Annotated in this window: 15 protein-coding genes; 3 read left to right on the top strand and 12 right to left on the bottom strand. The window is 55.9% G+C overall.

What is annotated here, in order from left to right:
- Window positions 1–250: 250 nt before the first annotated feature.
- Complete coding sequence (locus BIND_RS18860) at window positions 251–577, top strand: DUF736 domain-containing protein (RefSeq protein ID WP_012382876.1); 327 nt, start codon at window positions 251–253, stop codon at window positions 575–577.
- Between the two features lie 674 nt (window positions 578–1251).
- Here the strand turns inward: BIND_RS18860 and BIND_RS18855 are convergent.
- The 10 genes from BIND_RS18855 to BIND_RS18815 form a co-directional block, all read right to left on the bottom strand.
- Complete coding sequence (locus BIND_RS18855) at window positions 1252–1650, bottom strand: type II toxin-antitoxin system VapC family toxin (RefSeq protein ID WP_012382873.1); 399 nt, start codon at window positions 1648–1650, stop codon at window positions 1252–1254.
- Complete coding sequence (locus tag BIND_RS18850; protein ID WP_012382872.1) at window positions 1650–1895, bottom strand: type II toxin-antitoxin system VapB family antitoxin; 246 nt, start codon at window positions 1893–1895, stop codon at window positions 1650–1652. The genes BIND_RS18855 and BIND_RS18850 overlap by 1 nt, the downstream gene beginning before the upstream one ends.
- 158 nt (window positions 1896–2053) lie before the next feature.
- A complete protein-coding gene (locus BIND_RS18845; RefSeq protein WP_012382871.1) occupies window positions 2054–2449 on the bottom strand; it encodes a hypothetical protein in 396 nt (131 codons plus the stop codon).
- Window positions 2450–2463: 14 nt separating this feature from the next.
- Window positions 2464–3354, bottom strand: a complete 891-nt coding sequence (locus BIND_RS18840; RefSeq protein WP_012382870.1) for a hypothetical protein — start codon at window positions 3352–3354, stop codon at window positions 2464–2466.
- Between the two features lie 90 nt (window positions 3355–3444).
- The gene (locus tag BIND_RS20910; RefSeq protein ID WP_012382869.1) at window positions 3445–3783 is read right to left on the bottom strand and encodes a hypothetical protein; all 339 of its coding nucleotides are present in this window, start codon (window positions 3781–3783) and stop codon (window positions 3445–3447) included.
- Window positions 3767–4411, bottom strand: coding sequence for a BPSL0067 family protein (locus tag BIND_RS20905; protein WP_244396048.1), 645 nt, complete (start codon window positions 4409–4411; stop codon window positions 3767–3769). Before BIND_RS20905 ends, BIND_RS20910 begins: the two co-directional genes overlap by 17 nt.
- Window positions 4412–4580: 169 nt before the next feature.
- Window positions 4581–5198 carry a hypothetical protein gene (locus BIND_RS18830; RefSeq protein ID WP_012382867.1) on the bottom strand — a complete coding sequence of 206 codons (618 nt, stop codon included), beginning with the start codon at window positions 5196–5198 and terminating at the stop codon, window positions 4581–4583.
- The gene (locus BIND_RS18825) at window positions 5191–6195 is read right to left on the bottom strand and encodes a P-loop NTPase family protein (RefSeq protein ID WP_012382866.1); all 1005 of its coding nucleotides are present in this window, start codon (window positions 6193–6195) and stop codon (window positions 5191–5193) included. Before BIND_RS18825 ends, BIND_RS18830 begins: the two co-directional genes overlap by 8 nt.
- Window positions 6168–6953, bottom strand: a complete 786-nt coding sequence (locus BIND_RS18820) for a hypothetical protein (RefSeq protein ID WP_012382865.1) — start codon at window positions 6951–6953, stop codon at window positions 6168–6170. Before BIND_RS18820 ends, BIND_RS18825 begins: the two co-directional genes overlap by 28 nt.
- Before the next feature lie 13 nt (window positions 6954–6966).
- The gene (locus BIND_RS18815) at window positions 6967–7575 is read right to left on the bottom strand and encodes a hypothetical protein (RefSeq protein WP_041779062.1); all 609 of its coding nucleotides are present in this window, start codon (window positions 7573–7575) and stop codon (window positions 6967–6969) included.
- Window positions 7576–7956: 381 nt separating this feature from the next.
- Between BIND_RS18815 and BIND_RS18810 the strand changes: the two genes are divergently transcribed.
- Both BIND_RS18810 and BIND_RS21720 read left to right on the top strand, forming a co-directional pair.
- Window positions 7957–8319 (top strand): BRO-N domain-containing protein, encoded by a 363-nt coding sequence (locus tag BIND_RS18810; RefSeq protein WP_012382863.1) that lies wholly within the window; start codon window positions 7957–7959, stop codon window positions 8317–8319.
- A 50-nt stretch (window positions 8320–8369) separates the two neighbouring features.
- Complete coding sequence (locus tag BIND_RS21720) at window positions 8370–8516, top strand: hypothetical protein (RefSeq protein WP_158304408.1); 147 nt, start codon at window positions 8370–8372, stop codon at window positions 8514–8516.
- A gap of 73 nt (window positions 8517–8589) precedes the next feature.
- On the opposite strand, the gene BIND_RS18805 is transcribed toward BIND_RS21720, so the two are convergent.
- Window positions 8590–10035: an HlyD family type I secretion periplasmic adaptor subunit gene (locus tag BIND_RS18805; protein WP_012382862.1), complete on the bottom strand. Its 1446-nt coding sequence runs from the start codon at window positions 10033–10035 to the stop codon at window positions 8590–8592.
- Window positions 10032–12194, bottom strand: coding sequence for a peptidase domain-containing ABC transporter (locus tag BIND_RS18800; RefSeq protein WP_012382861.1), 2163 nt, complete (start codon window positions 12192–12194; stop codon window positions 10032–10034). Before BIND_RS18800 ends, BIND_RS18805 begins: the two co-directional genes overlap by 4 nt.
- Window positions 12195–12245: the final 51 nt, after the last annotated feature.

Raw genomic sequence — 12245 nt, 5'->3', positions numbered from 1 at the left:
CTCCCCTTCCCGCAAGCCCCTTCTGGGGTCTCCCCAATTTTCCCGAGCGCAAGGAAGGCGCTGCGCGCGCTCCTTCATTCCTCCGCTCGAAAAAACCGGCGCCGCGGGCGCCGCCCAAGGGTGGGTGATACCCCTCCCCAGAAAAGGCTTGCCCCTTCCCCTCCCCCCGGTTCGCCACCTGGCAAGGGGGCACGGCACGGCCGGCCCCCGAATATTAAAGGGCAAATCTCAAACTCGCAGGAGCTTCCCCATGTCAGTCATCGGTTCTTTCTCTTACGACGCTTCCACCAAGATCTATAAAGGCCGCATTCGGACCCTGACGGTCAATGTCCAGGCCCAACTCGTTCTCAATGATAAGCGACTTTCCGAGGAGGCCCCGCTCTATCGGGTGCGTTCCTCTCGCAACGGTGCCGAGATCGGCGCGGCCTGGGAAAAGTTCACCAAGGATAACGGCGAAGCCTATCTCGCCTTGAAGCTCGATGATCCGAGCTTTCCCGCCCCCATCTTTGGCAATCTCGTCGAGGTCGAGGGAGAACCCGACTTCCAACTCATCTGGAGCCGCCCCAATAACTACTGAAACACATTAGCGCCCTGTCATCGCATGGGGCGCTTTTCATAACAAACCAGATCAATAAAATAGATCATTCTAGGAATTACGTCATGGAAACCAATATGCTCATCATGTCTGACATGCCATTCATCGCTCTCATTGTTCTATTTGTCATAGCATTTCTTTTCTATTTCTTTGTCATAAAAGGCGTCTTCAAGATCATCATTCTAATATTCAAGGTATTATCGAATGATGGGCGGCATGACTATGATCGGTACTGATAAACAGGACTAAGGATGGGCATTTTCCCAGTCTTATAAAACGGAGGCGCGTACTCATCATTCACGCCCGGGCTGGCTTACTGTCGGCTGCACGACGATAGCGCCTGCGTTGCGATGATGATCGTCGGCGAGTGCTCCCTGCCGGACGCCATCACCACGCATTCGTCCATCAAATAGAAATGGCCGTGCTCCATTCTCTCTGGGAACGGACGGCGTGAACGATTGTCCAGACTTAGTATCTTGCGAGTTGGCCGCTGTCGCGGTTAGTGCCAACACAAACGCGATTGCTAGTCTCGACATGACGGGCTTCTCCTCTTGTGCGCAGGACCAATGCGCTGCGGCTCGGCTTCGGCCACTGTCGAGGAAAAACCAGGCGCCAGAATGGCGATCATCTAGACTATCGGCAAAGCCTTGGCTAGCTCAACCTCGTTCTATATCCGTCTGCCGGAGATCATCGCATTTATACAAAAGCGGCATGCGATAATAGCGTGCGCAGGCGTAAGAGAAACATGCACCCATATTCAATTGTGCAGGATGGCCACGCCCTTTGCCGTAGCGCTCAAAGGCCTCGAGAGCCAGCGTACTGGCCCTCGGCGGCAAGGCCAGCACTTGGACATTGAGAAGCTGGAGGAAAGTTTCAACAGCCTCCCGCGCCTCATCAAACGGCAGGTCCAGGACCCGAGCGACTGCCGCAGCGGTCTCGAAGATCGCGATTGGTGTCGTCAAGCGTTTGGACGTTTGAGACAGGCGTTGGGCAAGATCAGCCGCATCATCTTCGTTGGTCAGCATGGCCACAAGAGCAGAAGCATCCACGAACATCAAAGCCCACCATTCAGCTCATCAAAGAAGGCCTTATCAGCAGGCTGGCCTCTTTCCGGATGGCTTCGTGCCCGCAGATCGCGGCAAAAGCGAACGGCCTGTTCCGCCAAAGATTCCGTGGCCTTCTCTCTGTCCAGCGCCTGGCGCAAGGCGAGGCGTACCGCTTCGGTTTTATTCACACTCAGCAAATGGGCAAGTTCCGCTGCTAGTTCGTCAACGGAGGCGTCCTTGATGAATAACGGCATAGGATATTCTTTTTAAATATCCGAATATCCCTATTAGTATATCCTATTCCGCTTGTATGCAAGCAAATCTGTAAACTGCTGGCAATGTCTGTATGTACACCGCCAGAGTATGGAATTTATTGTCAATGATAATGAAACGCATACATCATTGGAATAGATCACGGATCAAGCCGGAATCCAAGAGATCCATCAGACATTTTAGATGGGATACAGTGTTTCGATCGAGGTGACGGAGCTTGATATTCTTTTAAGAGATCAACCTTAATCCACCCTTGAGTCCAATCTGAACGTACAACTTTGAGAAACCCATTCGTTTCCGTTTGTGTTCTATACACAAATACAAATTTCTCCGCTTTCCCTATTTCCTTTGAATTCTCTTTAGCTTCAGCATATTCTGACGGTAGCCCCTCATAAGCCCTGATAACTTCATCTGGCAAGTTTAGCAGCATGCATTTAAGCTCAGTCACTGGCTTGACTGCTGTAAGAGCAATCGCATTGCTAACTATCGTTGAAATGAAGGCTATTGAAATAAAGCAAAAGGTTGCCTTATACATTTGTATACACTCCATTATTGACTCGCTAGAACGACCTGATTTGCCGTGTTTCCAAGCTTCTGTGCGACAGTTGCTCGCCACTGCCCTACTGTGGTTGTAGCGGTCAAACCATTATTTTGAAGTTGTTGAGCCGTTAACCCAACAATGTCGTTTAAATTCGCAGAAGCATCTGCCTTGGCGACAGACGGTCCAATGCCCGCGCCAAATTGATAAACTGCTCTGGTATCAAGGACAGTTGGGTTGGAAATACCCATACTTTGCAATCTTGTAGCCGCATTTTTCAGATCTTGCGACGCGGCGATCGCTTCGTTCGCAGGATCCATCTTTCCTGCAAGGCTTGTATCGACGTTGTAATTCGACACCAAACCGGACGCCACAGCCTGATTGATATCCGCTGTATAAGTCGAATTGATCATCTGGAAAGCGCCTGACGCGGAACTTCCGCTTGCCGCTCCTGCATTCGAGCAACCGCTTTCCATCATGCAAGTCGCCGCCAGGGCCGAGGGATTGATACCCATTGCCTGTGCCACGGCTTGCGCGGCAGTCCCCCAGCTCTTCGAAAGCATTGTATCAAGAGAGGCCCCGCCATTGTCGGAACCGCCGTTCGTGCTTCCCGTCAAAGAGGAGTAGGAAGAATTGTCAGTGCTAGAATTGACAGGCGTGCTGGGGTTTCCATTGGCCGGACCAGTGTCATAAACAAAGGCGGGAGCACCTATTTCCGGCACATATTCGTGTGGCACTTCCGGCAGGCCATTCTGCGTCGCTAGCCCTGGCGCCGCATGACTTTTGGGCATTCCAACCACGGCCATCCCCACCGCCATCAGCGACACCTCTAAGTGAAAAATCAATGGCCTACGGCCACTTGATCTGTCCGGACTCTCTACATCTTCGATAAAGCAAAACATCGGACCTCCTTCGTCAAAGGACGATCCGATGCTCCTTGCCTCTCATGATAAGAACAAAACCTCTATTGCGTGATCTCTTCGATCCTCGCGCTATTCGCAGTTGAAACTCAAGCCTGCCCTTAAGAAACAGGCATCCACTTTTTCAGAAAGCAGGATTGTCTCCTCCCTTCCATCCTTATACCGGCAAGTAAAAACTAATGGACGAGGCGCTTTCCTCAGATTATGCCAGCCTTGCTCAATGAGATTTTCAGGCCATTGACCAATAGGCTTTAATAATTGACTGTCCGGTGCAAGAATGCCTGGGGGATCGTATGTTCCAGCAGTCAGCGTAATACCTTTCAACCCAGTCTGACACAGACTTCCAGCAAGAGCAGTTTGCGAAAAGAATAGCGCTTGCAACAACAGCAAAGCTTTAATGCGAAACAACATAGAACTGACTCCCGGATTCATATGAGTTTTGTGTGGTCCAAGGGATTGTACGGGTTTGGGCAGCCTGTCCAAGCCATTGATCCATGACTTGAATTCCACTTGAATTCTGTCCGAGATAGATGGCTGCATGTGACTGACCATAGGTATTAGTATAAGTTCCGTTACTACCAAAAGTCGCGATCACTGTTCCTGCCGCAATATCGGTATTGCCCTGAACCTGAACGCCTGGCGACCACGTTGATGTCAAGCCAACGTTTGACGTTGCCTGCACGAGTGCCACACATTCACCACTGCCAACACTCTGACCGTTATAGCTCGAATAGTTTTGAGCAACGGTCGCACCTGATACGCCCGAACCAGTTCCGGGATAATTCCAATTTGTTCCGCTGCTTCCTCCCGTACCATTAGAATTGCCAGCGCTACTGGAATTACCAGTCGAGCTGGCATCCGAGGACGTTGGCGATGTCGGATAGACCATCGCGGGAGCGCCTATTTCCGGCACATATTCCCGGGGCACTTGCGGCAACCCATTCTGGGTCGCAAGAGCCGGATCCGCGTAACTTTTGGTCAAGCCGACAACACTGCCGATCGCCAGCGCCATCAGCGAAACCTCAATGATAAAAATCAATGTCCTCCGGACCTTTGATCTTTCCAGGCTCCCTGGATCTTCGAAATCGCAAAACATCGGACCTCCGTCGTGAAAGGACAGCCCGATGCTCTTTGCTGCTCATGAAAAAAACGAACCTCTTATCCAATGACGCTCTTTTTTGCCCAATCTCGATCAATGCAGACAGCACCTATTGCGCCGTGCCGGAAACCTTGCACCAAATCTCTCCGTTCGCCGCCCGGTACAATGAGGACGCCTTGCACGGCTCCCCATTCATTCCAACTCCTTTCTCCTGATAGATCCGCGCTCCATAGCCGCCGACAAAAATCGAAACGGCGATCAGCGACGCAATGACCGCACGATTAAAGGCCCATTTGCGATTCAATTCCCTTTCACGCATGACGGTCCAGTCGCGGACACCCGTCACCAGGTCTTCGCCCAGCTTCGCCACCATCTTGGCGACTTGCGCGTCCCGATCCTGCGAGAAATTCACGCGCTCGATCCGTGCATGCTCGACGAGAAGAAGCGCTTGATCATTGGCGAGCCCGAGACGCTGCAATTCGACTTGCGCCGTCTTGCGAGAGGTCTCCGCCACGGTATTCAGATCGTTCGCCGCCGCGACAGTCAGCTCGCCCGTCCGCTTGATTGCATGCATCATGGCCGTCACAAACGCCCCTTCGGGATGATCATGGCGCAAGCCCCATTCACGCCCGGCCGCTTGAATAGCGGCCAGGTCTTGATCCAACTCTTCTGACAATCGAAGAACGCGCTGATGAACAAGCGAGGCTTGCTCTTCTGTCTTAGCCATTAAGCGACTCCGAGGAATCGACTTCGGCAAGCTTCTGTGCGTCCTTTCGCTCTTTCTTGGAGGCCTTCGGTTCGTTCCCCACGACCGCAGGCATCGGAGCCGCCCCATTCTCCGGAATGGCGGGAAGCCATTCGGAGGGAACGCCTCCAAAAAATTCCGGCACTTCAACCGTCCACCAGCGATTGACCCGCGCCTGGTCAAAAGGACAGAAAGCCTGGCTCCCCCTCCCTTTCTCCCCATTCATCACTTCGAGGAACGTCAAATGCCGATCAGTGACTTCCTGCATGCATGGCAGCCGAGGAAAGACTTTTATAATTGCACCTTGATCCACCGCCGTATCGATTGCCTGATGTTTTGCAACTTCAGAGAACGCAACATTGGCCGAACGGCCTGTCAAGACCAAACCCCCATTGAACACGATCAACATCCCGTCTGGCATCAAGGTACTGCGCTCCGTGAACCGTTCGAGATAATCGACATCAGCCATGTCCGGCCCAATAACCTGAGCGATCACCAGGCGAATGCCATGATCCTGAAGCACGGAGACGATCGGGTATTCTTCGATCAACCGTTCCAATGGCGTGTCTCCACCGCCAACATCAAGGATCGCATCAAAACGCTCATCCATCTGCCTCCTGAATTGGGCGACCAGCCACGCCTGCATGTCTTCACGATGTGTGGAAGGCGCCTCGACCGTATCTTTGTGGAAGAGTGTAAGCGTGTGAGTTTTATTCAAAAGATCAGCATTCAATATCTCAAACCGTGCACCTTTCTGCTTGAGATATTGGGCTAGTGTATTCAAAAAGACCGTTTTGCCGACCCTCTGCCGTCCAAGGGCAATCAGCAAAACCGGCTTGCGCTCACCATTCTGTTCGTAAGACTGCACCATAAATCTGCTCCATGAATTCTTCTGTCCGGTTCGACGTGTTGTCCGGAACAAACCTGCAGGGTTGTGGATGACGACCGCATTCAGTTCCGCTGAACGGAAGGTAGCCATTCAGTGGGAACCTCTTGGAAAAAATCTGGAACAAGGTGGATCCACCATTTCTCGACACGCGCTCGATCAACGAGACCAAAGGCACGGCCATCCTGCCCCTCGACACCATTCATGGCCTCGTTGAACGTCAGTTCCCGTTCAGTGACGTCCAGCATGAGCGAAAATCGCGGAAAGAGTTGCACGAGGGCACCCTTCGATAAGGCCGCCTCGATCGCGCCGTGGCGCATGATTTCTTGAAACGCCAATTTTTCGTCGCGATTTTCTGGGACCACGCCCCCATTGCAGACGATCAGCGTGCCATCAGGCGTCAACGTGCTGGGCTGGCTAAAGCCGTCGAGATATTTGGCATCATGCAAACGTGGCCCAATGAGATGAGCCACAACCACGCGAATACCTTGTTGCTGAAGAGTCGCTATCTCCGGCACAGCCTCGATCAGGGACTCTAAAGGTTTATCGCCGCAACCAAAGTCGAGGACCGCATCGAACCGTTCCCTGGCCTGTTCCTTGATCTTTCCTTGAAGCCAGGCTTTGACATCGTCCCTCGTCAATGAGGGGGCCTCAATCGTCTCATCATGAAAGAGCTTGAGACCATGCGTTTTGTTCAGAAGATCCGCGTTCCAGATCTGAAACGTCCCACCCCTTTCTTTCAAGTATTGCGCGGTCGTATTCAGAAAGGTCGTTTTCCCAGCTTGCTGTCGCCCAATGGCAATAAACAAGACCGGGTTCCGATCATTGATGTGTTCAAGAGACAATGACATTATTTATTCTCCATTACTTTGCTTTTTGTGTTAGTATATAACGATCAATATGGCGTGTTTCCTTTTCAAACCCTGCTCGTTGTTGCGCTATTCTCTCCCTCTGTTCCTGAGTACGATGGACTACCGTGCCGTCCTTTCGGGTGTAAAATTCCGGAACCTCGGAAACATCGATCGAGGCAGGAACCTGATAAGGACCTGACGTTGCTGGCACGGATGGCTGAGGCTTGATTTCGACATCAGGCCGGTAATTGGCTGGCAGCCTGGACGGATTGAAGCGCTTGGGTTCTTCCCGCGCTGACGTGGCCGGCTCGGCGGGGCGCTGTTGCGCGCGCGCCGCTTGCCGTTCCTTTTCAAGATCACGGCTGACCCTCAGCCAAACACGTCGAATATTATCCGACGCCAAATCCCGGCCTCGAGCATCTCTCAGCCCAATTCCATTCAACTCACGTGCGATCACAATCCAACTCGGCCGAGCCTCTTTAAGAAGCTCGCTCAAGTCATCGTAATTCGTCCACATCCAGCGATAGACCGCTGACCGGCGGACAAATCCATGCGCTTTGACGCTTTCAAAAAATTGGGCCGTGTTTGCTTTGCTCATGTGCAAAACGTCGAACCGGCTCACGATAAAAACGAAAACTTTTTTATCGGCCGTTTTTCACTGCCGTCTCACGACCATCTCACTTCCGCTACGCGGCTGTTTGACTGCCGTCTCACTGCTATTTTACTGCCATAAAAAACGAGAAGAATTAGGTACACACCAATGCACCTCTGGTGCGGGGCCTGCCCTCCGGGCAGGCTGGGCGCTCACGCCGATCGAGCGCGCATAAGGCGCATAGTGAAAATACACATGTATAGGGCGAGCAGTAGAGAGGCCGCGAAACCGCGCCGTTTCTTCTATTCATGGATGGATGATGTCCTGATCTGCGCCTGACTGGCGGAGCCTTGGGAGGCTCAACGCCATGCCGTGCAGAAATTACCGGTCATAAATCAGGATGTTATGAATATGAATGAAGCGCCGCAAAAACCGAAACTCGAAGAGCAGCCGATCGAAACGCAAGACTTCTATTTCAAGGACGCTCTGATCCGGACATTTCTCAAAAATAGCGAGCCTTGGTTTATTGCGAGCGATGCCTGCGCCGCCCTAAGCCATACAAAACCTACGGAAGCAACTGAAAAGCTTTATGAAATAGAAAAGGATGTCGCTACATACCACACCCCTGGCGGTCCCCAAGCCGGGCTCGTGATCTCGGAATCCGGCCTTTACAAACTTATCATGACGGCGCGAACGGAGGGCGCCAAGATTTTCAGGATTGGGTCACGAGCACGGTCCTGCCCTCGATCCGCAAGTCTGGCCGCTACGATCTGAAAGACGATCCAACCTTCGTCCGTGAGCAAGAAGGCCCCTTTGAACCGTCTTTGGAAGAACAGTTGAAGAATAACGAAGCCAATGAAGATGATCTTCGCTTCTTTATCGGCTTGACGCCCGAGCAGGGAAAGATCCTGAAAGACGTCCTCACGATAAAAGGGCAGCTCGAACCGGGCAGTCGGCTGACGGACTATTAGACCGGCTGTCCAATGGAAAGCACGGGAGACCGGAGAAACAGCACCGCCTTTGTGTGTAGCCCCATGAACGCTGTTATCGTTCCCGCATAGCGCTTGTAACCACTTCGACGAGCGGGGAGAACAGATAGTCGATGACGCGGCGGCTGCCGGTCTTGATCTCGACGCTGACGGCCATGCCCGGGGAGAGGGGAACCGGGGTCCCCTCGATGATCATCGTCGAAGCGGCCAGTCTGAGCGTCACGGGAAACACCAGATTCTGGACCCGCTGCGCCCCCGCGAACACGGTCGATCGGTTCGATTTGGCGGGGTTGCCTTCAATCAGCTGCGCATCGGGTTCGGGGATCGCATCCTGCGCGACCCGCACGACATCCGCCCCCAGGGTGCCAAACCGCGTGAACGGGAAGGATTCCACCTTCACGACGGCTTCCTGGCCCGGCCTGACGAAGCCGCTGTCCTTGTTCTGAAGATAGCATTCGATTTCAAGGACCGGGGCGTCCGGCACGATCCGCATGATCTCCTCGCCGCTGGCGATCACCTGGCCTGGCGTCGTCACGCTGAGCGCCTGCACCGTGCCGTCGATCGGGCTCGTGAGCAGCATATGGCCGAGCTTGACACGGGCCTTGACGAGCCTTTGCGCGTTCTCATCGGCCTGGCGTTCCGCATCCGCGAGCTTCTGGCTGTTTTCGGCGGTGAACGTCTCGTAACTCTTGGCGATGTCCTGGATCAGAACCGCGAGGCTTGCCACGTTCTCGGCCTTCTGCCCTTGCTGCGTCTTGAGGATGACGTCCTGGTACTGGCGGGATTCGATCGCATCGAGAAGGTTCGCCCGCGTGCCGGCGCTGTGCTGGACCAGGGCCTCCCGCATGGCAACGCGCTGGTCCAGCGTCGCCAGGAGAGCCTCCTGGGCGGCGATGGTCTTGGTGAGCCGCTCCTGTTCGGCCTCCTTTTGCCGGCGCTGGGCAACGAGGCCCTCGATCTGTGCGGCGAACAGGGCGAGGTCGCCCCGCAGCACCCGCTCCTCGCGTTCCTGGATGGGACGCGGGATCTCCTCCTCCCACCGGACGAGCGGCAGCGGTCTGAGCAGGTGCTCTTTCGTTGCCTCGAGGGCCGCCTTGCGGCGCAGGATTTCAGCCTTGAAGGAGGCAAGGCTCATGGTGAGCGCCACGGTTTCCGCCTGAGCATCCTCGGGATCGAGGGCCACCAGGATCTCCCCCTGCTTGACGTGCTGGCCGTTCGCGGCCTGGATCGCGATCACTTTCCCGGTTTCGACCGGCTGGATCGGTTTGACCCGGCCGGCGGGCTGAATCTTGCCCTGCGCCACGGCGATGACATCGATGCGGCTGAACGAGGCCCAGGCAAGAGCTGTGACGGCGAGCAGGCAGATCGTGCACAACAGGGCGATACCGATCGGCGAGGGGGGTGTTTCCAGGATCGCCAGGGCCGCTGGCAGAAACTCCTGATCGGGCCGGAAGGCGCGGGGTTCCCCTCGGCGTCCCAGCAAGGCAAGAACCCGCTTCATGCCGCCACCGGATCGTTCTGCAGGCGCCACAGGCGGGCATAGAGGCCATCTTTGCGCGCCAGGAGTTCGTCATGGGTGCCGGCTTCGACGATGCGGCCCTCGATCATGCCGAGGATCGTATCGCATTGCCGGACGGCGGCCAGGCGATGGGCGACGATGATCACCGTGCGGTTCTTGGTGATCTTCTTCATATTCTCCTGGATGATCCGTTCACTCTCATAATCCAGGGCGCTGGTCGCCTCGTCGAAGATCAGGATCGGCGGATTGGACGCGAGCGCCCGGGCGATGGCGATGCGCTGGCGCTGGCCGCCGGACAGATTGGCGCCGCGCTCCTCGATCAGCGTGTCATAGCCTTGCGGCAAGCGGCCGATGAAGGCATCGGCGCCGGCGAGCCGCGCCATGGCGATGGCCTGGGCCCGTGTCATCGCGGGGTTGGAAAAGGCGATGTTGTCATGGATCGTGCGGTTGAAGAGGAGGCTGTCCTGCAGCACGACCCCGATGTGCCGCCGCAGCCAGGCGGGATCGCACTGGGCGATGTCCAGACCGTCGAACAGGATCTGACCCTCATCCGGCATGTACATGCGCTGCAACAGTTTGGTGAGGGTCGACTTGCCCGAACCGGAGGGGCCGACGATGCCGACGACCGCGCCGGATGGGATCGCGAGGGACAGATTCTTCACAATGGCGGGGGCGCCCGGGCGATAGCTGAAGCTGACGTTGCGCAATTCGATGGCGCCAGTCGGGCGCGGCAGAGCCACCAGGGTCGCGGCGAACCGTTCCGGCGGCGCGTTGAGAATATCGCCGATCCGCTCGACCGAGATCTGCACCTGCTGAAAATCCTGCCAGAGCTGCGATAGCCGCAGCACCGGTTGGGTCACCTGGCCGGCGATCATGGTGAAGGCGATGAAGGCGCCGACCGACAGGTCGCCGTCAATGACCGCCTTGGCGCCGAACAGCAGCAGCGCCGCATGCGCCAGCTTGCTGACATAGGTGATGGCGTTCTGTCCGCCGGCGCCGAGCAGCGTCGCGCTGAAGGCGGTCTTGACCGAGGCGGCCAGCTTTTCCTCCCATTGCGCTTGCATCAGCGGTTCGACCGCGCTCGCCTTGACCGTATGCATGCCGACGACCGTCTCGACCAGGAACTGCTGGCTTTCGGCGCCGCGATCGAACCGCTCCTTGATCTTGTCGCGCAGGGGCGGCCGCACCAGGGCGGCAATCAGAACATAGAAGGGGATGGCAGCGAGGACGACCAGCGTCAATGGCCAGGAATAGGCGAGAAGCACGCCGATGAAGATGAAGGTGAAGAGCAGATCGATCACCGAAAACAGGCCCTGGCCGGTCAGAAAGCTTCTGATGACCTCGAGTTCGCGCAGGCGGGCCACCGTCTGTCCCGCCGAACGGCTCTCGAAATAGCCAAGCGGCAGGCGCAGGAGATGCTGAAAGAGGCGCTGGCCGAGTTCGACGTCGATGCGGTTCGTCGTATGGGACAGGGCGTAGGTCCGCAGATAGTTCAGCACGGCATCGAACAGGCCGACGAGGACGAGACCGCCGATCAGCACGAACAAAGTGGCATAGCCCTTGTGCGGTAGCACCTTGTCGATCACCACCTGGAAGAACAGCGGCGTGACGAGGGCAAAGAGCTGGACGAACAAGGAGGCGAGCAGCACATGGCCCAAAGGCTTGCGATAGCGCCAGAGCGAGGGCAAAAACCAGCGGAAGCCGAAAGTCTTTGGATCGGTGCCGACGCCATTGAAACGACGCGCGACGAGGATCACCAGGGGTTCAATCGCCGCGACCAGATCGTCGAGGGGCATCATGCGCTCGATCCGCGTCAGCGGATCGATGAGCCGGTGCGTGCCGTCGGCCATCGCATGGCCGAGAATGGCAAAAGAACCAGAGCGCAAGCGGGCGATGGCCGGCCTTGGCAAGACCGCCAGACGCTTCGGCGTCGCCTGACGAAGGAGGCGGGCCTTGAGGCCGAGGCAATGCGCGCCGCGCACGAGATCCTCTTCGTCGGCCGCACGGGTGTCGAGGGCCAATGTATGCGCCAATTGTGAGGGATCGCCGGCGATCCGATAGAAGCCCGCGATGGCGACAAGAGCACAGAGGCCGGAATCGAGTGGTGTGCCGGAGGCAGGATCACCAGCAGAACTGTTCATGCAAAAAGCCGAAAGAAGGAAGGAAGAAAAGAAAGAAGAAAAAAGGAAGAA

The sequence above is a fragment of the Beijerinckia indica subsp. indica ATCC 9039 genome (assembly GCF_000019845.1).
In the GTDB taxonomy this organism is placed as follows: domain Bacteria; phylum Pseudomonadota; class Alphaproteobacteria; order Rhizobiales; family Beijerinckiaceae; genus Beijerinckia; species Beijerinckia indica.
Note: the sequence above shows the minus strand (reverse complement) of the source record. Positions and strands in the feature narration are given on the sequence as shown.

Bases quoted from the DNA above. Each gene is read 5' to 3' on its own strand.
- BIND_RS18845 (WP_012382871.1), bottom strand. From the start codon at position 2,449: ATGTATAAGGCAACCTTTTGCTTTATTTCAATAGCCTTCATTTCAACG.
- BIND_RS18805 (WP_012382862.1), bottom strand. From the start codon at position 10,035: ATGAAGCGGGTTCTTGCCTTGCTGGGACGCCGAGGGGAACCCCGCGCC.
- BIND_RS18810 (WP_012382863.1), top strand. From the start codon at position 7,957: ATGAATGAAGCGCCGCAAAAACCGAAACTCGAAGAGCAGCCGATCGAA.
- BIND_RS18820 (WP_012382865.1), bottom strand. From the start codon at position 6,953: ATGTCATTGTCTCTTGAACACATCAATGATCGGAACCCGGTCTTGTTT.
- BIND_RS20910 (WP_012382869.1), bottom strand. From the start codon at position 3,783: ATGTTGTTTCGCATTAAAGCTTTGCTGTTGTTGCAAGCGCTATTCTTT.
- BIND_RS18850 (WP_012382872.1), bottom strand. From the start codon at position 1,895: ATGCCGTTATTCATCAAGGACGCCTCCGTTGACGAACTAGCAGCGGAA.
- BIND_RS18830 (WP_012382867.1), bottom strand. From the start codon at position 5,198: ATGGCTAAGACAGAAGAGCAAGCCTCGCTTGTTCATCAGCGCGTTCTT.
- BIND_RS18800 (WP_012382861.1), bottom strand. From the start codon at position 12,194: ATGAACAGTTCTGCTGGTGATCCTGCCTCCGGCACACCACTCGATTCC.
- BIND_RS18860 (WP_012382876.1), top strand. From the start codon at position 251: ATGTCAGTCATCGGTTCTTTCTCTTACGACGCTTCCACCAAGATCTAT.
- BIND_RS18855 (WP_012382873.1), bottom strand. From the start codon at position 1,650: ATGTTCGTGGATGCTTCTGCTCTTGTGGCCATGCTGACCAACGAAGAT.
- BIND_RS18840 (WP_012382870.1), bottom strand. From the start codon at position 3,354: ATGTTTTGCTTTATCGAAGATGTAGAGAGTCCGGACAGATCAAGTGGC.
- BIND_RS18825 (WP_012382866.1), bottom strand. From the start codon at position 6,195: ATGGCTACCTTCCGTTCAGCGGAACTGAATGCGGTCGTCATCCACAAC.